At 70.3% G+C, this 21,428-nt stretch carries 18 protein-coding genes; 6 read left to right on the top strand and 12 right to left on the bottom strand.

The features are described from left to right. Positions 1–354: 354 nt before the first annotated feature. The 4 genes from Q9R08_RS10560 (at position 355) to Q9R08_RS10545 (ending at position 6,342) form a co-directional block, all read left to right on the top strand. On the top strand, positions 355–2,106 hold the full coding sequence (locus Q9R08_RS10560; protein ID WP_308867966.1) for an Hsp70 family protein: 1,752 nt from the start codon (positions 355–357) through the stop codon (positions 2,104–2,106). Positions 2,107–2,130: 24 nt separating this feature from the next. Next, positions 2,131–4,680, top strand: a complete 2,550-nt coding sequence (locus Q9R08_RS10555) for a LuxR C-terminal-related transcriptional regulator (RefSeq protein ID WP_308867965.1) — start codon at positions 2,131–2,133, stop codon at positions 4,678–4,680. 124 nt (positions 4,681–4,804) lie between these two features. Beyond that, positions 4,805–5,548: an IniB N-terminal domain-containing protein gene (locus Q9R08_RS10550; protein ID WP_308867964.1), complete on the top strand. Its 744-nt coding sequence runs from the start codon at positions 4,805–4,807 to the stop codon at positions 5,546–5,548. 287 nt (positions 5,549–5,835) lie between these two features. After that, a complete protein-coding gene (locus Q9R08_RS10545) occupies positions 5,836–6,342 on the top strand; it encodes a hypothetical protein (protein WP_308867963.1) in 507 nt (168 codons plus the stop codon). On the opposite strand, the gene Q9R08_RS10540 is transcribed toward Q9R08_RS10545, so the two are convergent. The 3 genes from Q9R08_RS10540 to Q9R08_RS10530 all read right to left on the bottom strand — a co-directional run bounded on the left by Q9R08_RS10540 (position 6,238) and on the right by Q9R08_RS10530 (position 11,002). Further along, positions 6,238–7,794, bottom strand: coding sequence for a dynamin family protein (locus tag Q9R08_RS10540; protein ID WP_308867962.1), 1,557 nt, complete (start codon positions 7,792–7,794; stop codon positions 6,238–6,240). The genes Q9R08_RS10545 and Q9R08_RS10540 overlap by 105 nt on opposite strands. After that, positions 7,791–9,686, bottom strand: coding sequence for a dynamin family protein (locus Q9R08_RS10535; RefSeq protein ID WP_308867961.1), 1,896 nt, complete (start codon positions 9,684–9,686; stop codon positions 7,791–7,793). Before Q9R08_RS10535 ends, Q9R08_RS10540 begins: the two co-directional genes overlap by 4 nt. Positions 9,687–9,832: 146 nt before the next feature. After that, on the bottom strand, positions 9,833–11,002 hold the full coding sequence (locus Q9R08_RS10530; protein WP_308867960.1) for a hypothetical protein: 1,170 nt from the start codon (positions 11,000–11,002) through the stop codon (positions 9,833–9,835). A 163-nt stretch (positions 11,003–11,165) separates the two neighbouring features. On the opposite strand from Q9R08_RS10530, the gene Q9R08_RS10525 reads away from it, so the two are divergent. After that, on the top strand, positions 11,166–12,353 hold the full coding sequence (locus Q9R08_RS10525) for a THUMP-like domain-containing protein (RefSeq protein WP_308867959.1): 1,188 nt from the start codon (positions 11,166–11,168) through the stop codon (positions 12,351–12,353). An 18-nt stretch (positions 12,354–12,371) separates the two neighbouring features. On the opposite strand, the gene Q9R08_RS10520 is transcribed toward Q9R08_RS10525, so the two are convergent. The 9 genes from Q9R08_RS10520 to coaA form a co-directional block, all read right to left on the bottom strand. Next, complete coding sequence (locus Q9R08_RS10520; RefSeq protein ID WP_308867958.1) at positions 12,372–12,977, bottom strand: DUF4190 domain-containing protein; 606 nt, start codon at positions 12,975–12,977, stop codon at positions 12,372–12,374. Further along, on the bottom strand, positions 12,974–14,041 hold the full coding sequence (tsaD, locus tag Q9R08_RS10515) for a tRNA (adenosine(37)-N6)-threonylcarbamoyltransferase complex transferase subunit TsaD (RefSeq protein ID WP_308867956.1): 1,068 nt from the start codon (positions 14,039–14,041) through the stop codon (positions 12,974–12,976). The genes Q9R08_RS10520 and tsaD overlap by 4 nt, the downstream gene beginning before the upstream one ends. Further along, a complete protein-coding gene (gene rimI, locus Q9R08_RS10510; protein WP_308867955.1) occupies positions 14,038–14,625 on the bottom strand; it encodes a ribosomal protein S18-alanine N-acetyltransferase in 588 nt (195 codons plus the stop codon). The genes tsaD and rimI overlap by 4 nt, the downstream gene beginning before the upstream one ends. Then, positions 14,622–15,359, bottom strand: a complete 738-nt coding sequence (gene tsaB / locus Q9R08_RS10505; RefSeq protein ID WP_308867954.1) for a tRNA (adenosine(37)-N6)-threonylcarbamoyltransferase complex dimerization subunit type 1 TsaB — start codon at positions 15,357–15,359, stop codon at positions 14,622–14,624. The genes rimI and tsaB overlap by 4 nt, the downstream gene beginning before the upstream one ends. Beyond that, positions 15,356–15,823: a tRNA (adenosine(37)-N6)-threonylcarbamoyltransferase complex ATPase subunit type 1 TsaE gene (gene tsaE, locus Q9R08_RS10500; protein ID WP_308868476.1), complete on the bottom strand. Its 468-nt coding sequence runs from the start codon at positions 15,821–15,823 to the stop codon at positions 15,356–15,358. Before tsaE ends, tsaB begins: the two co-directional genes overlap by 4 nt. A 119-nt stretch (positions 15,824–15,942) precedes the next feature. Then, positions 15,943–17,067 carry an alanine racemase gene (alr, locus tag Q9R08_RS10495; protein ID WP_308867953.1) on the bottom strand — a complete coding sequence of 375 codons (1,125 nt, stop codon included), beginning with the start codon at positions 17,065–17,067 and terminating at the stop codon, positions 15,943–15,945. After that, positions 17,064–17,477: a holo-ACP synthase gene (locus Q9R08_RS10490; RefSeq protein WP_308867952.1), complete on the bottom strand. Its 414-nt coding sequence runs from the start codon at positions 17,475–17,477 to the stop codon at positions 17,064–17,066. Before Q9R08_RS10490 ends, alr begins: the two co-directional genes overlap by 4 nt. Before the next feature lie 57 nt (positions 17,478–17,534). Then, the gene (gene glmS, locus Q9R08_RS10485; RefSeq protein ID WP_308867951.1) at positions 17,535–19,385 is read right to left on the bottom strand and encodes a glutamine--fructose-6-phosphate transaminase (isomerizing); all 1,851 of its coding nucleotides are present in this window, start codon (positions 19,383–19,385) and stop codon (positions 17,535–17,537) included. Between the two features lie 61 nt (positions 19,386–19,446). Then, a complete protein-coding gene (gene coaA / locus Q9R08_RS10480) occupies positions 19,447–20,415 on the bottom strand; it encodes a type I pantothenate kinase (RefSeq protein WP_308867950.1) in 969 nt (322 codons plus the stop codon). Positions 20,416–20,456: 41 nt separating this feature from the next. Here coaA and Q9R08_RS10475 point away from each other — a divergent pair, with 41 nt between their 5' ends. Then, the gene (locus Q9R08_RS10475; protein ID WP_308867949.1) at positions 20,457–21,401 is read left to right on the top strand and encodes a Ppx/GppA phosphatase family protein; all 945 of its coding nucleotides are present in this window, start codon (positions 20,457–20,459) and stop codon (positions 21,399–21,401) included. Positions 21,402–21,428 lie beyond the last annotated feature (27 nt).

Here is a 21,428-nt window from a genome sequence, read left to right as displayed (position 1 = left end):
GATGACAGTCTAGGCAACCGTCTGGCACTCATGCAACGTGAGTGCCAATCGCAGCGTCACACTCAGCACGGCGCACACCTGGCCGAAACACGACTGTTACATACCCTTGAGGCTTTGTGCGGTCGCGGCGTATCATCGGCGCAGCGGCTCACTCTCTTGGGGAGAGTGATCGCTGCGAGTTCGGGGGAGCTCGCACACGATGTGGGGGCATGCTTCAACATGGGTGAGCGGTATTTCCTGGCTGTGGATCTCGGGACCAGCCGGCTTGGGGCGGCGACAGCGCGCGTCGGTTCGGACGGCAGCATCACGTCTGCGGCGTTTCCACTCGGGCGTCGTGGTGACAGCGTCGCAACGGTGGTCTTCGTCGCTGAGGACGGTGATCTTCTCTTCGGGGATGCTGCGGAACGCCGCGGCGTCGGCGCGCCCGAGCGACTGATCCGCGAGTTCAAGCGGAGCATCGGCGACGACGTGCCGCTGGTCGTGGGCGATCAGTCGATCCCTGCCGAGCAGCTGTACGCGAGAACGGTGGCGGGCGTCATCGACGCCGTGACCGAACGCGAGGGTGGCGAGCCGGCAGGTGTCATCATCACGCACCCCGCGATGTGGGGGCCGCACCGTGTAGGAACGATCAGCTCGGCGCTCGCAGCCCTCGGCATCCGCGACGTGGAGTTCATCACCGAGCCCGAAGCCGCGGCGCGGCACTACGAGGCGTCACGGGTGCTCGAGCCGGGAGAGACGCTCGCCGTCTACGATCTGGGCGGCGGCACGTTCGACTGCGTGTTGCTGCGCAAGACCGAGACCTCGTTCGAGCTCCTGGGAGAGCCGATGGGGCTCGACAATCTGGGCGGAGCCGACTTCGACGACGCCGTGGTGCGCCACGTGCTGCGCTCTGCGGAGGTGTCCCCTGAGGCGCTGGACGACTCGTCCGCCGACGCGCGGGTCGCACTGTCGCAGCTTCGTCGCGAATGCGTCGACGCCAAGGAGGCGTTGTCGTTCGACTCCGATGTCGTCGTCCCGGTCCTGCTGCCGGCCGGCCGCTCGAGCGTGCGACTGACGCGCGCCGAGTTCGAGGACATGATCGATCCGTACGTCACGCAGACGGTCGACGTGCTCGAGGATGCCCTCGAAGCGGCCGACGTCGAGCCCGAGCAGCTCGAGTCCGTGCTGCTCATCGGCGGATCGTCGCGGATCCCACTGGTCACGCAGCGGATCTCCGAACGCCTGGACCGCCCGACCGCGATCGACGCGGATCCGAAGGCGTCCATCGCGCTCGGCGCGGCCTACACGGCTCTCATCCGCGCGATGGATCGCGAGATCGCCGCTCCGGGAGAGCTCGTCGTCTATGAAGGCGTCTCGGCCGGCGGGCTGGAGCTCGCCGTCCCCGCCGCCGCGGGGCTCGCTGCACCGGTCGCACCAGTCGCCGCATCGTCGGCCCACGGCGCGCGCCACTACATCGCCATCTCGGCGGCGGCCGCTCTCGTCGCCGCGGCGATCGTCTTCGGCAGCACGATGACGCTCGGCAACGGGAGCGGCACGTTCCTCTCACTGTCGGGCTGGGACCCGGCCGCTCCCGCACCCGCCGAGGTCGAGGCCGAGGCCGCCGCTCAGGTGGAGCCGGCCGCTGACGCGAACCCACCCGAGACGGCGACTGCGCCGGAGGCGGACACGGGGTCCGGTGGCACGGTGAACCCGAAGGCCGGGAAGCCGAAGTCGCGGAGCGACGCTCCGACCTCGAAGGCTGGGCCGGACCGGACCACCACGACCACCACGACGGCCACGACGAAGGAAGGCACGTCTACGCAGCCGGCCGCCGGATCGTCGGGCACCACGCCCACGTCGAGCGGCGACGACACGCCGGGGCAGACGACGCAGCCGCAACCCGACCCGACCACGCAGCCGGAGCCCGAGCCGACGACGCAGCCGGAGCCGGAGCCGGAACCGGAACCGACCACCCAGCCGGAGCCCGAGCCGGAGCAGGAGCCGGAGCCGCAACCCGAGCCCGAGCCGGAGACCACGACTCCCCCGGCCGACCCCGCGCCGGAGCCGGTCCCCGCTGATCTGCAGCCGGCCCCTGAGACCTCACCCGCTCCCGAGATCGTCCCCTGACGCCGGGATCGCCTGGGGAATCCCATGTCAACGCCGACTGCCGCATCGGCAGCGTTCTTCGACGCCGCCGACTTCACAGGATCGCGACACGCGCATCCTCTCATCGACGCGCTCACCACGCGCGAGACGCCGCCTCGCATGCTCATCTCGGGCAACGCCGGATCGGGCAAGTCGACGATCCTGCGCGGCGCGCAGCGATTCCTCACCCGCAGCCGTGTGCCGCTCCACCTGCTCGGCCCCGACACCGACGTGACGAGTGTTCCCGCCGCCAGCGTGCTGCTCGTCGACGACCTGCATCTGCTGCCGCCGGCGCAGATCGAGGGCCTCGTCGTGCGGTCCGCGGATCCGGATGCCGCGCTCGTCGTGACGAGCAGGCCCTGGTCGAGCTCGCACGAACTGGCGAGCATCGCACGACATCTGGAGCGCAGCCGCCCCGCGGTCGTCCTCGGACACGTGACGCGCTCTGACGTCCTGGATTACCTCGCGGGAACCGGTCGCGACATCCCGGCGCCGTGCCTGGATCACATCCTCGAGATCACGGGCGGCGTCTCATGGCTCGTGTCGGCGGCCCTGTCTGCACACGACGAGCGGGACTGCGCGGACGACATCGACCACTCAGCGCTCGGACGCATGCTCGAGCAGAGCGTCGCACACCGACTCGGGGTGGTGGACACCGACGTCAGACGGGCGGTCGAAGCGGCCAGCGTGGCGGCGGCCGAGGACAATGCTCTCGCATCCGAGGGGCGGGGCGACCCGGACGGGGTCGTCGTCCAGGCATATGCCGACGGCCTGCTCCTGCGCAACGGGCGACCGGTGCCCGTCGTCCGCGCCGCCGTCCGCGCAAGTCTTCCCACGCGCCGGCTCGTCGAACTCCTGACAACCCATCCCGGGGGCGTGGGCCCCGCCGGCCAGCAGGGAACCGACTGGCTGTCGGACGTGTCCGACCCTCGTCTGGGGGCTGCGCTCATCGGGCGCGGAGACCAGTTGATCGACGCGGATCCGGTACGCGCCGGCAGCTTCTACCGCGCCGCCGCCGAGGCGGGCGCATCGTCCGCCGACCTGCATGCGAAGCGGGCGCAGGTGGCCTGGGCGACCGGAGACGTCGACGGTGCGGCGCATCTGATCGACGAGGCCATGGCCTGCGGCGAGCGAGACGCCGGGGTGGACGCCCGGCTCGCCGACGTCGCCGCGGCGACCTGGTCGATGCGGGGGATGCTTCAGACCGGGTGCACCGTCTACGACGCGCTCCCTCCCGCTTCGGCCGAGGCATCCGCTCGTGAGTACATCGCCCGGATCGGCGTCGGGGACCCTCGGACGCAGGATGACGACGACCACACGACATCGGCCGCGCTCGCGGCGCCCTCGACCCTGACCGTCGCGATGAAGCTCGTCCATCGAGGTCTGCGTGCATCGCTGCAGGCAGACCGGGCCGACGCCGCCCTCGCCGACCTCGTTCGCGGATCTCACCTGTACACCGCCTCCCGGTCCTCGGCGCCGCTCCCGGAGCTTCCCGCCGTGATCGCCGTGGTCGCCGCGATCAGCTCCGGCGATCTTTCGACGGCGCGATCGGTCATCGACGCGGCCATCGATGGTCACACGGGAACACCGTGGATGCTCTCTCGGCTGTTGCTGTGGCGCGCGTGGATCGCGCTCGGTCTTGCCCAGGGCGGGAAAGCGCGCGAGGACCTCGACGCCGCCCTCGCCCTCGCACCGACGCCCGTGCCGCGGGACGACCTGCTGGCGCAGGCCATCCGCGTCGGTCTCGCGCGGCGGTACGAGGACTCCGCGGGCCTCGCCGCGGCATGGGAGTCCGGGCGCGACAGCCTGCTGGACGCCGACGTCGATCTCTACACCCTGCTTCCGGTCGCGGAACTCGTGACCGCCGGTGCACGCGTCGGCGACGAGTCGGCGACCCAGCCCCTGTTCGCACATGCCCTGCGCATCGTGGAGTCGCTGGGTTCGCCGCCGGTCTGGGCCGCGCACCTGAGGTGGGCCGGCATCCAGCGCGGGATCCTGCTGGACCACCCCGACTATCTCGGCCCGCACGCGCACGCACTCGTCGACGCCGCGCCCGGCAGCCGTGTCGCGGCGACGATGGCCGCTGCCGGACGTCTGTGGACGTCGGTGCTCGCGGGGACCGTGGATGCCGACGCCGTCGAAGCGTCTGCGCAGGGGCTCGGCGCCATCGGGCTGAGGTGGGACGCTGCACGTCTCGCGCGACACGGCGCCAACCGCTCGGACGACCGGAAGGTCTCCGCCCGCCTGCTCGCGTGCGCGCGCGAACTGCACCCGCAGGAGACCCGCGCGACCGACGCGTCGGTGGAGAATTCCCCGGCGTCGCGCGCGAGCGCAGCCGCCGGACTCAGTGAGCGCGAGACGGATGTCGCGCGCCTGGTCGTGCAGGGCAAGACGTACGCCGAGATCGGCGAGACGATCTTCATCTCACCCCGCACGGCCGAGCATCACATCGCGAGCATCCGGCGCCGACTCGGAGCGACGTCGCGCTCGGATCTGATCGCCAAGCTGCGTGTCGCGCTGAGCCCGACCGGCCCTACCTCGGACGGGGACAGCTGATGTCCTCGCCCGTACGCGCAGATCCCCGTGCCGCCCCCCGCCGGCATCGGGGAAACCCCCGATTCACCGAATACACCCACCACCTACTCTCGAGAATGAGCCTCGAAGTGACAGGAGCCGAGACATGACAACACCGCTCGCAACAATCGCCGACGCACTGATCGAGTTCATCCTCAGTCTGCTCAATGACCCCGCGGCAGCCGCGGAGTTCGAGGAGGACCCGCAGGGCACGCTGGCCCGCAACGGGCTCAGTGATGCCTGCGTCGACGACGTCCGGGCCGTCGCGCCGGTCATCGTGGACCGTCCCGACGTATATCCGAAGCCGGCGGGACCCCCGGCTCCTCCCGGACCTCCGAAGCCGACGACCGTCGAGAAGGAGATCACGAACATCACCCAGTCGTTCTCGATCGACAACCGGGCGACCATCGTCGACCAGTCGGTCAACCAGAACATCTGGGCGGACGGCGACGTCAACCAGATCTTCGACCAGGAGGCTGTGGTCAACAGCGGTGACAACGGCGCCGCCGCCGGCGAGGACGCCAGCGTGGACAACTCGAACGACACGACGACCGTCGGCGACGTGAACATCGGCAACGAGGACACGACGACGAACATCGACGGCTCGTTCAACGACGGTTCGACCAACACCGAGACAGACATCGAGGTCGGCGTCGAAGACTCCGTGAACGACAACTCGACCGACGTGGCGGTCGACGTCGAGGTGGAGGACTCGTTCAACGACACCACCACGACGGAGACGGCGACCGACGTCGACGTGTCGAACGAGGGCAATTACGAGTCCGAGGACGCGACGGCCATCTCCATCGACGAGACCTACATCGAGCCGGAGTCCGAGGAGGAGTTCTGAGGCCCGACGTGTCCGATCCGGAAGACGACGACCGCTCGCGCGCCTTGGCACACCCAAGGCGCGCGAGCGCACGCCCGAAGCCGCAACCGCCGAGCTTCGGAGATCCGCCGCCGGCGGCCACCGGCACGGCGATCGGTCGTGTGCCTGTGGCGAAGGTGCCCGCCTCCGAGGTGCCGGATCCGGCGCCGAGCCCGTCGCGCGACCGGACTCCGCCGCCACCTCCGCCGCGACAGGGACGTGAAGCGCCGGAACGTCCGCCGACGGCGAGCCCGAACGCCCCTCCCGTCTTGACGAAGCTTCCTCCGCCGTTCACGGTGCGCCTCAGTCAGTTCCTGTGGGTGCTGAGCCTTCTCGCCGGCGGCGTCGCAGTCGTCTACCTCTTCGTGATCCGCGAAGACCAGGTGCCGCTCATCACGGAGGTCGTGAAAGGCGTCGCGGAGGGGCGCAGCGAGGAGACCTATACGGCGGCCGCCGACATCGTCTTCTGGTCCGTCTTCGCCGTGGCGGTCACCCTGCTGCTGATCCAGATCGTGCTGCTGGTGTCGTTCTCGAATCGCAAGCCGAACGCCCGGTGGTGGCAGCTCGCGACGGTCGTGGGCCAGATCGGGCTCTTCCTGTTGTCGTCCGAATTCTTCGCCACCGGTGAGCACGGCCCCGTCCTTCGCCAGGTGCTCTTCGCACAGTGGTCGCTAGCCCTCCTGGCTCTCCTCTTCAGCTCGTTCCGCGGCGCTCTGCAGTGGACCGCCCGCAAGTACGACGTCCGTCGGGCCGGGAGTGGAGAGGGCGACTTCTGACGCCACCTCTTCGAGGCTCCGGATCACCTGACGGGCCACCTCCACCGTCGCCCGCTCCGCGATCGGAGACGCGCTGAGCCGTCGCCAGCGCGCCAGCAGCTCCTCGACCTTCTCGCGCAGCTCCGACTGCGTCGCCGAATCCGGCAGCCCGAGGCGGGCCGATGCGGACGGACCCTCCCCGCCGATGATCCGCTCCGCTTCCGTGGCGTCGGACCGGCTCAACGGCAGATCGGACGATCGCGCTCGGGCCAGGAGCGACAGCTCGCGCAGTGTGTGCGCGGAGGCGTAGATCCGCTCTACTCCCCCGACGATCGTCTCGGTGCCGGGCCGCGGGCTGTCGCGCAGCAGGGTCTGGAGAGCGTCGAGCACGCCTCGTACCTTGAGCGCCGCCGCTCGCGTACGGAACTGCAGGCGGATGAACTGCTGGAGCTCGTTCAGCCCGCTCTGCTGCACGAGCTGCTCCGACAGCTGTGTGGAGTCCGTGGCGCCGGTACGGATCAGCGCGCTCGCGAGACGCACGCCGAAGATGCCGAAGCGGCTCAGGAGTCGACGGCGAACGTCTTCGCTCAGCGACGTGGAATCGGCTGGTCGCACGAACCGATCGGCAGAGATCATGAGGGCCTCTCGTGCCTTGCGGTCGAGGGAGGCGAGCTCTTGGAAGGAACTGAACTCGTCCTCGCGCATCGTCCGTGCGCTCTCGGCGAGCAGTCCGGCGACCGGGACCACCCCGAGCGACAGCGCCGCCAGCTCGCCGTCCCTCTCGTAGCGCCGTGCGACCTTACCGGCCGACAGCAGGGAGTCGATGCGGCCGGCGCCGATCTCGTCGGCTCGGGACAGCACGGCCACGGCGTTGACGGTCTGTGAAGCTCCTGCTGCGGTGTCGCGGAAAGACTCCAGGAACTTGAGGTCGGACGCGTGCATATGGCGCATGAGGTACACGATCGCGTCGGCCGACGACGGCTCGGTCTCGGGAACGAGGAATTCCGTGGAGCGCGCCGAGACGTCCTTCGAGAGCGATGCGATGCCGGGCGTATCGATGAGGATGAGGTCGCGCAACCCGGTCGACGGCCACCCCACATCGATCCACGCGGTCTCCTCCGGTGAGATGTCGCCGAGCTCGAGGACGAGGCGTCCCTCCTCACGATGGATCGGCATGCGCCGCGGCGGACCGTCGTAGGGGTGGAGCGTGATGGTGGGTGTCGCCGAGTACCGGTACCACGTGACCACCCGGGTGCACTCTCCGGCGTCCGTCGGCGCGAGGCGCTCGCCCAGCATCGCGTTCAGGAGTGTGGACTTCCCGGCCTTCACCATTCCCGCGATGGCCAGACGCAGCGGCTCCCGGAGCCGCCGATCCAGGTCGGACAGCACGTCCATCGCAGCGGGGTCGTCGATATAGAGCTCCGACGCGGCGCGGATCAGAGCGGCCGTATCGTCTTGGGTGGTGGTCCTCACCGCTTCGCCGCCTCCACGGCCCGCGCCGGGGGCAGCGCGGGGATCCTGGCCCTGAGTGCCTCGAGCTGCTGCACCTGGGCGTTCAGTTCCTTCACACGCTTCTCGCTCTCGCCGGCATAGGCGCCGGCCGCCTGCTTGGCGGCCAGCACCGCATCGGACAACGAGCGGTGGATCTCATCGGCCATGCTGCCGAAGTGGTCGCGCGCCGCCCGCTGGACCAGGCGCAGGCGGTCTTTCAGCTGCTTGCCCACCTGGAACTGCACCTCGTCGAGGTACTTGCGGACGAGTGACTTCGCCTCGAACCGTCGGCGGGACAACCGCGAGCTCATGTCTTCGCGATACGCCCGGCGGCCGACGAGCACGCCGGCGAGGAGCGAGAGCGGATTGATGAGGGTCAAGCCGATGAGGCCGGTCGCGAGGCCCACCATGAGCACGCCGCCATAGGAGCCGCGGACGCCGATGAAGATCTTCTCGGCCGCGCCCATCTGACGATGGCCGAGGTCGGACAGACCCTCGACCGGGTCCAACACGCCCTCGGTGTCGCCCACGTCGATGATCGGGAGGCCGGCCTCACCTTCGCTGAACAGCTCAGCGACCTCTTCCGACAGCCACCGTGACCGCTCGTCGGTCCACACGAACGTCTCCGAGACAGCCGCCGACACCCGCTGATCGAGCCATTCGGTGATCTGGTCCCAGATGGGGCCGGGGTCGCCCTCGTCGATCGCATCCTCTGCCTCGCGCTGCACCTTGCGGAGTCTGTCGCGAAGGTCGTGCTCCATGTCGGAGATGAGGTCCGCGACGCCGTCGTTCAGCGTGATCTGCCACTTGGAAGAGCGACCGCGGAACTCGTCGGCGCGCGCTTTCGCATCCTCGAGCTGCGCGATGAGCCTCGGGGTGTCCTCCGGGTGGAGGATCGCCTCGAGTTCGGAGGTCAGCGACATCTTCAGCTGTTCGACCACCGACACCAGGTCGTGCACGGCGCTGCGGGCGTGGATGATCTCCGCGCGGCCGAGCACATCCTGCCGGAGGTGCGCCACGAGCGCGGGGAACCCGGACTCGCTGTTGAGCTCGCGGTCCTGCTCCTCGGCGGCGACGAGGCGCAGATCGCTGGAGACCGCGAAGATCGGGACATCCCCGATGTCGCCGAGATGGGCGCGATCGATGCGCTCGATGTCGCGCCACTGGGGGTACATGTCGGTCTTGGCGAGCACTGCGGCCACGTTCGGCGACACGCGCATGGCGTGCTTGAGGAACTGCACCTCCGGCTCGGTGTACTCCTGCGAGGCATCGGACACGAGCAGGACGGCGTGCGCAGATGACAGCGCCGCCAGAGTGGCGAGAGCGTTCGTCGAGTCGAGGCCACCCACACCGGGTGAGTCCACCAGTCTCAGTCCGCCCTTGAGCAGCTCGCGGGGGAGCACGACCTCGGCGCCGACGACTCTGCGCTCATTGGCGGGATTGCCACGCTCCGACACGAACTGCGCGATGTCTTCCAGTGGGATCTGCTGACGCACCGGCGCCGCCGACTCGTCCGCGGACTGGAGGGTCACCCATGCGTCGGGGGTTGCGGCATAGCCGACGGAGGTCGGGACGCTCGTGGCCACGTCATCATCGACGGGGCATACGGGGGCGTTCACGAGGGCGTTGATGAGCTTGCTCTTGCCCTGCTTGAATTCCCCGACGACGATGACCCGCACGTTGGGGTCCTGGAGTCGTTCGTGGGTCTGCTCCAGACGCCGCGCCAGGTCGGAGCGCCCCGTCGATGACGCGAATCGACCGACATTGTCGACGATCGTGACGAGCGTCTTGCTCGTCGAGCGTTCCACCGCGGACGGCACCACCGGCTCGGCATCCGCCTGGCTCGGCTTCTTGACGGCTGCAGCTTCAGACACCTGTGTCCCCCTCGACGCATCTCCCCGGCACCACGCTACGACATCGAAGCGGAGCTGGGGCCGCGGACCGGACGATCGATCCGCATCGCAAATTGGTCTTGCCCGGCCGCCTCGAGAGAGGCGACCGGGCAAGGGTTTGAGAGGGATCAGAGATCGATGAGGTTGTCGCCTGCGACGTCCCCACCAGGGCTGAAGTAGTTGCCGCTGTTCTCCCACTCGAAGTCGTTCTCGACCTCGGTGTTGAACTCCTCGTTGAAGGCGTCCTCGATCTCGACCTCGACGTTGGTGTGGTCGGAGTAGTCGTTGAACGAGTCGTCGATCTCGACCTCGAACTCGTTCCACTCGTTGGTCGAGTTGTCCTGGAACGAGTCGGTGATGTGCGTCTCGATCCAGGTGTTGCCGATCGAGACGTCGCCGACCTCGGTGTTGGTCCACGAGTTGTCGACGGTTGCGTCGTCGCCCGCAGCGGCACCGGCGTCACCCGAGTTGACGACGGCCTCCTGGCCGAACCCCTGGTTGACGTCGTCGCCCGCCACGATGGACTGGCTGACCGACTGGTCGACCACCGTCGCACGGTTGTCGAGCTCGAGGTGGAGCGCACCCGCACCCGCAGCCGCGGCCGCAGCGCCGCCGCCCAGGACACCGCCGATGTTCAGGTCGCCGCCGACGCCGGTGTTGTACTGGCGCACACCGACGGTGACGGAGTCGTCGTTCAGCGTGGTCTCGTTGAAGGAGTCCGTGATGTCGACGTCGATGTCCGTCTCGTTGTACGAGTCCTCGTTGCCGACGTCTTCGATGTCGACGTCGGTCTCGTTGTACGAGTCCTCGTTGCCCGAGTCCTCGATGTCGACGTCGGTCTCGTTGCCCGAGTCCTCGATGTCGACGTCGGTGTCGTTGTACGAGTCCTCGTTGCCCGAGTCCTCGATGTCGACCTCGAGGTCGTTCTCCGTCGAGTTGTCGGTGTTGCCCGAGAAGTTGCCGTTGCCCGAGTCGTCGATGTCGGTGGCGTCGCCACCCACGTTGTCGGAGAAGTTGCCGTTCCCCGAGTCCTCGACGTCGACGTCGGTGTTGCCGATCTCGTTGTCGGAAGCGATGTCGTTGCCGACGGCGCTGTTCACGTTGTTGTCGTCGTTGCCGACCGCGCTGTTGACGTTGTTGTCCTCGACATCGACGTCCGTGTCGTTGCCGACCACGTTCCCGTCGTTGCCGACAACGTTGTCCTCGACCTCGACGTCGGTGTTGCCGACCTCGTTGTTGGAGAGGACGTCTTCGATGTTCGTCTGAACACCCAGCACGTTGGTGTTGTCGTCAGCCATGATTGATCCTTTTCTCGCTGAGCCAGGTTGGCGGTGTATGAAGAGTCTCGGCCCGAGCGGTCGCGGCCACATCCGGAGGTTCCCCGCACTTCCCCCCCGCGCGGAGGGGGATCCGGTGGGGGTTTCGGGGATGCACCCCGTGGTCCCCCCGTAGGCTCGGCGGGTGGAACTCTCCGAATTCGAGGCGCTCCTGACGCCCGAGGGACTCCGGCTGCTCGACGCCATGCCGCCGGTCGACTCGTCCGACGACGTTGCGCGGGCGGTGACGCGGCTGCGTCGCGACGGTCACTCCCCCGACCTTGTGTCGGCGGTCGTCGGGCAGGCACGCCTGCGCACGCGGGCACGGCAGAAATTCGGCGAACTGGCCGAGCGGATGCTGTTCACGCGGGCAGGGCTCGAGCAGGCCACCCGCCTGCCCATCGCCGCGCGCCACGCGGCGCGCTTCCGGGACGCCGGCTTCACGCACATCGCCGATCTCGGCTGCGGCATCGGCGGCGATGCCCTCGGCCTCGCTGGGCTCGGGCTGCGCGTCACCGCCGTCGACGCCGACGAGGTCACCGCCGGGATCGCCGCGTACAACCTCGCCCCGTTCGGCGGCGACGTCGACGTGCGCCTCGGCACGGCCGAGACCACCGACCTCGACGGCATCGACGCCGTCTGGCTCGACCCCGCGCGGCGCACGGCCGGGCACACGGAGACGGCCCGCACCCGGCCGGAGGACTGGTCGCCGCCCCTGGAATGGGTCTTCGACCTCGCACGCCGGCTGCCGGCAGGTGTCAAGCTCGGACCCGGGCTCGACCGCGACGTCATCCCCGACGACGTCGAGGCGCAGTGGGTGAGCGCCGACGGCTCCACCGTCGAGCTCGTGCTGTGGTCCGGCGCGCTCGCGCGGGAGGGCGTGGGCCGAGCCGCCCTCGTCATCCGCGATGACAGGGCGCACGAGCTGACTGCGGAGTCGGATGCCGCGGACGAGCCCGCTCGCGAACTCGGCGCCTACGTGCACGAGCCCGACGGCGCGGTCATCCGCGCGCGGCTCATCGGCGACGTCGCGCGCAGCCTCGAGGCCGGCATGCTCGACGAGCACATCGCGTACCTCACGTCGGATGCCGCCCTCACGTCGCCGTTCGTGTCGACCTTCCGCGTGCGGGAGGTGCTGCCGGTGGAGGTGAAGGCGCTCGGCAAGGCCCTCCGCGAGCGCGACATCGGGCGCCTGGAGATCAAGAAGCGCGGGGTGGATGTCGACCCCGCGGCGCTGCGCACCCGCCTGAAGCTCCGCGGGACAGCGTCCGCCACCCTGCTGCTCACGCGCATCGGCAACCGGCGCACCGCGATCCTCGCCGACCGCGTCTGACGAGGCTGCCGACAGGAGTCAGCCGAAGAGGTCGGCCCGCATCGCGGTGTAGAGCAGCCAGCCCGCGCTGTACAGGATGGACAGCGTCCCGAGGGCGATGGCCCAGATCGCCACGGCGCGGTTCTCGAGCGGGCGACGCAGCGCGATGATCGCCGACACCACTGCGACCAGTCCGATGGGGAAACCCCAGCCGACGAACATCGACACGAGCAGGCCGACGACCGCGAACGCGAGCGCCCACCCTGCGAGACCGCTGTGGAAGGCGGAATCGGTCGCCTGCCACGAAGTGGCGTCGGGCGTGAACTCACCGCCGGGCTCAGCGGGAGCCGTCTCGACGGTGACCGCGACCGGCGCGGTCGGCAGGCGCTGGAACCCTCCGCGATGCGCCCCGGGAAGCGGCGAGGCGTCCTGCGCGATGTCGACGTCGGGCGAGACCGAGGTCACCGTCGGCTCGGCCGGACGCGGCGGCACCGTCGTGTCAGCCGGCGTTGCCACGTCGGCGGATGCCGGCGCTGCGGCGGGGGCATCGGGCGGCACCGTCGTGTCAGCCGGGCGCGGCTTCGCCGCGCCGGCGGGCTCGGGGGTCTCGTCGTCGCCGGGCACCGGCATCCGCTCGTCGGTCATCGCGACTCCGCGACCTGGATCTCGGTGACGGGCAGCGTCGAGTCGGCGCCGAACTCGAGCGTCGATGGCGCACGGCCCGACATGATGAGCTCGGACGTGAGGGCGGCGATCATCGCGCCGTTGTCGGTGCACAGCGACAACGGTGGGATGCGCACCGTCACGCCCTCCGCCTCGGCGCGCTCGAGCGCCACGTCGCGCAGACGCCGGTTGGCGATCACACCGCCGCCGAGCAGCAGCCGCGGCACGCCGTGGTCGCGGCACGCGGCGAGCGCCTTCGTCACGAGCACGTCGACGACGGCCTCGCGGAAGCTCGCCGCGACGTCGCCGACCGGAACCGGCTCCCCCGCCGCCTCACGCAGCTCGACCCAGCGGGCGACCGCCGTCTTCAGCCCCGAGAACGAGAAGTCGTAGCGGTGCGCCGCCATGTCGGACGCACGGGACAGTCCTCGCGGGAAGGGGATCGCCTTCTGATCTCCGGATGCCGCCGCCCGGTCGATCTCGGGACCCCCGGGGTACGGCAGCCCGAGCAGTCGTGCGACCTTGTCGAACGCCTCGCCGGCGGCGTCGTCCATCGTCTCGCCGAGAAGCTCGACGTCGGTGGTGAGATCGCGGACGAGGAGCAGTGACGTGTGGCCGCCGCTCACCAGCAGGGCCACGGTCGGGTACTCCAGCGGAGGCGCGTCGGTGTCGAGGATGTCGGCGGCGATGTGGCCGACGAGGTGGTTGACGGCGTAGAGGGGTTTCTCGAGCGACACTGCGAGCGCCTTGGCCGCGCCGATTCCGACCATGAGCGCTCCGGCGAGGCCGGGCCCGCTCGTGACGGCGACGGCATCGAGATCTGTGAGCGCGACGCCCGACTCGGTGAGCGCCGCCTCGATCGACGGCTGCAGCGCCTCGAGGTGCGCGCGAGCGGCGACCTCCGGCACGACGCCGCCGTAGCGGGCGTGCTCGTCCATCGAGCTCGCGATCGTGTTCGACAGCAGCGTGCGGCCGCGGACGATCCCGATGCCGGTCTCGTCGCAGCTCGTCTCGATGCCGAGCACCAGCGGTTCGGCGCGGTTCACGTGCACACCCCTCCGTCCCACGCGGGCGCTGCGCCGTCACCGGCAGTCGGGCCGCCGGCCGAGCCCGCGTCGGTCGCCCCGCCGGCACCGGGCACCGAAGCGGCACCGGTCGCTGACCTCGTCGACGCGCCGTGCCAGCCCCGGACGTCGAGCTTCATCACCACGGCGTCGACGTCGTCGGGCTGGTAGTACCGGGGTTTGCGGCCGATCTCGGCGAAGCCCTCCGAGGTGTACAGCGCCTGCGCGACCGGGTTGTCGGCGCGCACCTCGAGGAAGACGTGGCCGACGCTGCGACGCGCGGCCTCTTCGAGCAGCGCCCGCAGGATCGACCGACCGCGACCCCGCCCCCGGGACGCGTCGGCGATGGCGATGGTCTGGATGTCGGCATCCTTCGCTCCGGCCACCGCCCGCAGTCCGGCGTAGCCGACGAGTCGGCCGGCCTCGTCGTCCACGACGTACCAGCCGTGGGGCGAGTCGAGCTCTTGGCGCATCATCGCCTCCGACCACGCGTCGGTGGGGAAGGATGCGCGTTCGAGCGCCATGATGGCGGCGAGGTCGTCGCCGGTCGCCCTCCGGATGCTCATGCGTCGCCCCGCTGTCGCGGTGCCGGCGCCCGGCCGCCCGACCGTTCCGCCGACGCGGCGAGGTTGACCCGCTTCGGCGCGTGCGGCAGCGTGACGTCGGGCGCCCGCAGGTACAGCGCGTCGACCGAGCCGATGCTCCGCCCCGCGGCGAGTGAGCGTGCGGCCGCGAGCGCGAGCATCGCGGCGGGGATGCGGTCGGCATCGCGACGTTCGGCCGACGCCTGCACGAGCGCGGCTTCGAGGTCGTCGCGCGGGACGAGTGCCGGCTCCGCCACGCGGACCGGGAGCCCGTCGTCGTCGAGTCCGCGGTAGAGCGTGTACGCGAACTCGCGCCGGCGCGCGTCGGTCACGACCGCGAACGTCTCATCGTCGGGGTTCGCGTAGCCACCGGCCGAACCCCAGTCGGCCGTCAGCGCGCTGTGGAGGAGCAGCTCCAGCGCGACAGCGTCATGGCTGACGACGGGGATGACCGGCACGCCCCGGCCGAGCGCGAACGTGCGAGCCGCCGCGATGCCGACGCGCAGTCCGGTGAAGGGGCCGGGGCCCATTCCGGCGGCGACATGGGTGATGTCGGAAGGCTTCACGGATGCCTCGACGAGCGCCCGCTCGAGCAGCGTGCCGATGACCTCGGCGTGCCCGCGAGGATCGGGGCTGGAGGCTTCGGATCGGATGACGCCGTCGGGCTCGACCACCGCCACTGCGGAGCCGAGCGACGTGTCGATGCCGAGGATCACCCTTCCAGGGTAGTCGGCGCGTCGTGGCGTGAGATCTTCACGAGGCGGGGGGCTTCTGCGTCGAGCTCTGCCTCGTGCGCGACGCCGTAGCACGCGTCATCCTGCCCACGCCCGTGCCATTCGCGGTCGAGCTCCACCTCCCACCAGTGGTCGCGGATGCCGTCGACGAGGCCCCGCCCCCATTCGACGATCACGACGGAGCCGTCGAAGTCGATGTCGAGGTCGTCCAGCTCGGCGGCCGAGCCCAGCCGGTAGGCGTCGACGTGCACGAGGGGCGCGCCGCCGACGAGCGACGGGTGCGTGCGGGCGAGCACGAACGTCGGGCTCTGGATGGGGCCGCGCACGTCGAGCCCGCGGCCGATGCCTCGCGTGAGGGTGGTCTTCCCTGCGCCGAGCGGTCCGGTGAGAACCACCATGTCGCCGGGGCGCAGCATCCGTCCCATCTCCTCGCCGAGCGCCTCCATGGCGTCGGGTGAGGTGATCTCACGCGTTCCGACGAGTGCGTCGATCCCTTGCGTGCCGGTGTTCGAGGTCGCGGTATCCACGACCTGTTCAACAACGTCGGCGTCGTCGGCGTTCCCGCTCATTGGGCGACCTGCCGCCGGACGACGCGAGGGCCGACGCGCGTGACGATCTCGTAGTTGATCGTGCCCGCGGCATCCGCCCATTCCGTCGCAGCGGGCACACCAAGGGTCGGATCACCGAAGAGAACGGCCTCGTCCCCGACCACGACGGGCGCATCGCCCACGTCGACGACGAACTGATCCATCGCGATGCGCCCCGCGACGGTGAACCGGCGCCCGCCGATCATGACGGGACCCGCCCCCGAGGCCTGCCTCGGCACGCCGTCGGCGTAGCCGAGGGGCACGAGCGCGAGGGTCGTGTCGCGCTCGGTGCGGTAGTCGTACCCGTACGACACGCCCTTGCCGGCGGGCACGCGCCGGACGGCGGCGACGGCGCCGCGCAGGGTCATCGCCGGGCGAAGGCCCAGGTCTGCCGACGTGCGGTCGGCGAACGGCGAGAGACCGTAGATCCCGATGCCGATGCGCACGCACCCGAGCCGTGACTCTGGCAGGTCGATCGCGGCGTGCGTCGCCGCAAGATGCCGCAGCGGCGGCGCGAGTCCGAGCGAGGCGGCGACGCCGATGCCCTCCTCGAAGGCGCGCAGGGCCGCGCGGTCGTCCTCGACCGAGGCATTGGAGAGGTGGCTGAACAGCGCGATGACGCGCACCCGTCCGATCCGCTCCAGCCGCGCGGCCTCGGCGAACACCACACGGTAGTCGTCGGGCGCGATCCCGTTGCGCGACAGCCCGGTCTCGAGCTTGAGGTGCACTCCGACAGGACGGTCGGCGGATGCCGCAGCCGCCGCCCTCTGCAGCTGGTCGAGGTTCGAGATACCGAGCTCGATGCCGCGGGCGGCCGCCTCGGCGAAGTCCACGCCGGGGGCGTGCAGCCACGCGACGATGGGTGCGTCGATGCCGGCACGGCGGAGCGCGAGAGCCTCGGTGACGTCCGAGACGCCCAGTCGGGAGGCGCCGCCGGCGAGCGCGGCGACCGCCGAACGCACCGCCCCGTGCCCGTAGCCGTCGGCCTTGACGACGGCGATCACCTCCGAGTCGGTGAGCCGGCGCAGATGCCGCACGTTGTCCTCGATGGCGCCGACGTCGACCGTCGCCTCGCGCAGGGTGCCGGCGGGCAGACGGCTCATGCGATTCCCTCCGGGATGATCGCGGGTGCGCCGAGCTGCGCCGGTACTTCGGATGCCGGGTCCGCTTCGGCGACGACGTACGCCGTCGCGAGGCCGGCGTCGTGCGACATCGAGAGGTGCAGCGCCGTGATCCCCCGGCCCGCGACGACGGCGGCCGTCGATCCGCACAGCGAGAAGAGCGGCCGGCCGGATGCTTCGGAGGCGATCTCGATCTCGGTCCAGTGCACGCCGTCCGAGCCGCCGAGCGCCTTGATGAGCGCCTCCTTCGCGGCGTACCGCGCCGCCAGCGAGTGCGGCTTGAGGCGGCGCTCCGCCTCGGAGAAGAGACGCTCGAGGAGCCGCGGCGTGCGCGCGATGGTTCGCTCGAAACGCGGGATGTCGACGAGGTCGACGCCGATTCCGACGATCACGTGAACCTCCTGCCGCGCCGCGCGCGCGGCCTCCGACAGACTATCGCGCGGTCACCGCTACTCGACGGTGACCGACTTCGCGAGGTTGCGGGGCTGGTCGACGTCGAGTCCCTTGGCCGTGGCGAGGCCCATCGCGAAGATGTGCAGCGGCACGACGGCCAGGAGCGGCTCGAAGAAGGGCCCGGCGAGCGGGATGCGCAGCACCTCGTCGGCCTTGGGCAGCACGGCGGCGTCGCCCTCCTCCGCGATCGCGATGACGCGGGCCCCGCGCGCGCGGATCTCCTCGATGCTCGAGATGACCTTCTTGTGCATCTCCGCCGACTTGCGCGGCGACGGCACAATCACGAACACCGGCTGGCCGGGCTCGATGAGGGCGATGGGGCCATGCTTGAGCTCGCCCGCGGCGAAGCCCTCGGCGTGGATGTACGCGAGCTCCTTGAGCTTGAGCGCCCCTTCGAGAGCGATCGGGTAACCGACGTGCCGACCGAGGAACAGCACCGAGCGGGTGTCGGCCATCCAATGGGCGAACTGCTCGACACGCGGCTGCTCCCGCTCGAGGATCTGAGCGATCTTGCCCGGGATCGCCTCGAGCTCGCGCACGTGGTCGGCGGCGTCGGCCGGGGCGATCGCGCCACGGACGCGGCCGATGTGCAGGCCCATGAGGTACAGCGCGGTGATCTGCGCGACGAACGCCTTGGTCGAGGCGACGGCCACCTCGGGTCCGGCGTGCGTGTAGACGATCGCATCGGACTCGCGAGGGATGGTGGCGCCCTGCGTGTTGCAGATCGAGAGCGTCTTCGCGCCGCGCTCTCTCGCGTACTTGACCGCCATCAGCGTGTCCATCGTCTCACCCGACTGGCTGATCGACACGACGAGGGTGTCGGTCCCGATCACCGGATCGCGGTAGCGGAACTCGTGCGCGAGCTCGACGTCGACCGGGATGCGGGTCCACTGCTCGATCGCGTACTTGCCGACCTGACCGGCGTAGGCGGCGGTGCCGCATGCGATCACGATGATGCGCGAGATGCCGAGGAAGAGGTCGTCGAGGCCGTCGAGCTCGGGGATCACGACCTCGCCGTCGCGGACCCTACCGCGCAGCGTGTTGGCCACGGCGTCCGGTTCCTCCGAGACCTCCTTGGCCATGAACGACGACCAGCCGCCCTTCTCGGCGGCGGCGGCATCCCACGTCACCTCGAAGGGCTCCACCTCGACGGCGTTGCCCGAGAAGTCCGTGACCGTCACAGCCTCTGGGGTGATCGCGACGATCTGGTCCTGGCCGATCGCGAGGGCGTTGCGGGTGTGCTCGACGAACGCCGCCACATCGGAGCCGAGGAAGTTCTCCCCGTCGCCCAGGCCGATCACGAGGGGCGAGTTGCGGCGCGCGCCGACGACGAGGCCGGGCTGCTCCTGGTGCATCGCGAGCAGCGTGAACGCGCCCTCGAGTCGCGAGACGACGGCGCGGAAGGCGTCGACGAGATCGCCGGTCCGGTCGTACTCACGGCCGAGCAGGACGGCGGCGACCTCGGTGTCGGTCTCGCTGCGGAAGGTGAAGCCGTCCGCGAGGAGCTCGTCCTTGAGCTCGGCGAAGTTCTCGATGATCCCGTTGTGGATGACGGCGAGCTTGTCGTCGTCGGCGAGGTGCGGGTGCGCGTTGCCGTCGGTGGGGCCGCCGTGCGTCGCCCACCGGGTGTGGCCGATGCCGGTGGTGCCGTCGGCGAGCGGCCGGGCGGCGAGGTCGTCGCGGAGCACCTTGAGCTTGCCGGCACGCTTGCGCATGCCCAGGTCGCCGTTCGCATCGATCACGGCGATGCCCGCCGAGTCGTAGCCGCGGTACTCGAGCCGCGAGAGCCCTGAGATCAGGACGGCCTGGCTCTGCCGCGGGCCCACGTATCCGACGATTCCACACATGCCGACAATGGTAGGCGGGGGTTTTCGCAAGGAGCCCTTACGAATACGGATGCCGCGGCCGCTAGAGCTTGCGGAGCAGAACCGTCTCGACCGTGTGGTCCGCGCCCTTCTGCAGCACGAGGTCGGCGCGGTGGCGCGTGGGAAGCACGTTCTCCTGCAGGTTCGGCAGGTTGATCGTGTTCCAGTAGCCGAGCGCCCGCTCCACGGCCTCCTCGTCGGAGAGCTGGGCGAACACGTTGAAGAACGAGTTCGGGTTGCTGAAGGCCGCGCGGCGCAGGGCGAGGAACCGGTCCACGTACCACTGCGCGATGTGTCCGGCATCCGCGTCCACGAAGATCGAGAAGTCGAACAGATCGCTCACCGCCACGTCGTTGGGGGTGGGCGGCGGCTGCAGCACGTTGAGGCCCTCGACGATGACGATGTCGGGGCGGCGCACGGTGACGACCGCGTCGGGGACGATGTCGTACCGCATGTGCGAGTAGAAGGGTGCCCGCACCTCGGGGGCGCCGCTCTTCACCTCGGTGAGGAACGACACGAGGGCCCGGCGGTCGTACGACTCGGGGAAGCCCTTGCGGTCCATGAGGCCGCGTCGCTCGAGCTCGGCGTTCGGGTAGAGGAAGCCGTCCGTCGTGACGAGCTCGACGCGGGGCGTGCCCGGCCACCGACTGGTGAGCTCGCGCAGCAGACGCGCGATCGTGGACTTGCCGACCGCGACCGAGCCGGCCACCCCGACGATGAACGGCGTCGTCGTGTCGGCCTCGCCGAGGAACGCGGACTCCTCCGCGCCGAGCCGCTTCGTGGACTCGGCGTACAGCGAGAGCAGCCGCGACAGCGGCACGTACACCTGTGCGACCTCGGCCATGTCGAGTCGATCGCCGAGACCTCGGATCTGGACGATCTCGGTCTCGCTCAGCGGCTGCGTCAGACCGGACGCGAGCCGTGCCCAGTCCGCTCGATCGATCTCGCGATACAGCGAGAGGACTGGGGTGACCGCGCCCAGGTCATAGGTGGTCGCTTCGTCGGCGGACATCGCGCCCATCGTAACCGCTCTCGACCGCTAGCCTGAGACGCGTGCGCCTCGGAGTCCTCGACATCGGCTCGAACACCGTCCACCTGCTGGTCGCCGACGTCCGCCCCGGTGGCCGGCCGCTCGCGACGACGAGCCAGCGCACGGTGCTGCGGCTCATGCGCTACCTGGCGCCGGACGGCTCGATCACCGACGAGGGCGTCACGGCGCTCGTCGCCGCGGTGACCGAGGCGCGGAAGGTCGCCGCAGCCGAACGCGTCGACGAGCTGCTCGCGACGGCCACCTCGGCCGTCCGCGAGGCGAAGAACGGCCCCGAGGTCATCGCCCTCATCGAAGAGGCGCTGGGTCAGCCGCTCCAGGTGCTCGGCGGCGAGACCGAGGCGCGGTACACCTTCCTGGCGGTCCGCCGCTGGTTCGGCTGGGCCGCGGGGCAGATCCTGCTCTTCGACATCGGCGGCGGCTCGCTCGAGATCGCGGCCGGGCCCGACGAGCTGCCCGAGGCGGCGGCGTCCGTCCCCCTCGGCGCCGGGCGCATGACGATCCAGTTCCTTCCCGACGACCCGCCGGGCGAGGCGGCGGTCGAGCAGCTCCGTGCGCACGCTCGGACGACGCTCGCCCCGGTCGCCGGATCGTTCGGCCGGCTGGCGCGCCCGGATCACGTGGTCGGCTCGTCGAAGGCGATCCGCTCGCTCGCGAAGCTCGTCGGATACCCCGCTCCGGGATGGTCGGGCATCGAACGGATGCTGCTCCCCCGCGCCGCGCTCGGCTCGTGGATCCCGCGGCTCGCGCGCATCCCCGCGTCGGCCCGCCAGGAGCTGCCGGGGATCACACCCGACCGGACGTTCCAGATCGTCGCCGGTGCGGTCGTGCTGCACGAGGCGATGCGCGCTCTCGACGTCGACGAGCTCGAGGTCTCACCCTGGGCGCTGCGCGAGGGCGTGCTGCTGCGCTACATCGAATCGCTCAGCTGGAGCGCGCCGGCGGCCTGAGGGCAGCCGGCGGACCCTGCCCGCGCG

The organism is Microbacterium psychrotolerans (assembly GCF_031085295.1).
Lineage (GTDB): Bacteria > Actinomycetota > Actinomycetes > Actinomycetales > Microbacteriaceae > Microbacterium > Microbacterium psychrotolerans.
The sequence above is the reverse complement of the archived record's forward strand: the minus strand, read 5'-3'. Positions and strand labels throughout refer to the sequence as shown.

Bases quoted from the DNA above. Each gene is read 5' to 3' on its own strand.
- Q9R08_RS10555 (WP_308867965.1), top strand. From the start codon at position 2,131: ATGTCAACGCCGACTGCCGCATCGGCAGCGTTCTTCGACGCCGCCGAC.
- Q9R08_RS10550 (WP_308867964.1), top strand. From the start codon at position 4,805: ATGACAACACCGCTCGCAACAATCGCCGACGCACTGATCGAGTTCATC.
- Q9R08_RS10530 (WP_308867960.1), bottom strand. From the start codon at position 11,002: ATGGCTGACGACAACACCAACGTGCTGGGTGTTCAGACGAACATCGAA.
- Q9R08_RS10520 (WP_308867958.1), bottom strand. From the start codon at position 12,977: ATGACCGACGAGCGGATGCCGGTGCCCGGCGACGACGAGACCCCCGAG.
- rimI (WP_308867955.1), bottom strand. From the start codon at position 14,625: ATGAGCATCCGGAGGGCGACCGGCGACGACCTCGCCGCCATCATGGCG.
- tsaE (WP_308868476.1), bottom strand. From the start codon at position 15,823: ATGGAGGCGCTCGGCGAGGAGATGGGACGGATGCTGCGCCCCGGCGAC.
- alr (WP_308867953.1), bottom strand. From the start codon at position 17,067: ATGAGCCGTCTGCCCGCCGGCACCCTGCGCGAGGCGACGGTCGACGTC.
- glmS (WP_308867951.1), bottom strand. From the start codon at position 19,385: ATGTGTGGAATCGTCGGATACGTGGGCCCGCGGCAGAGCCAGGCCGTC.
- coaA (WP_308867950.1), bottom strand. From the start codon at position 20,415: ATGTCCGCCGACGAAGCGACCACCTATGACCTGGGCGCGGTCACCCCA.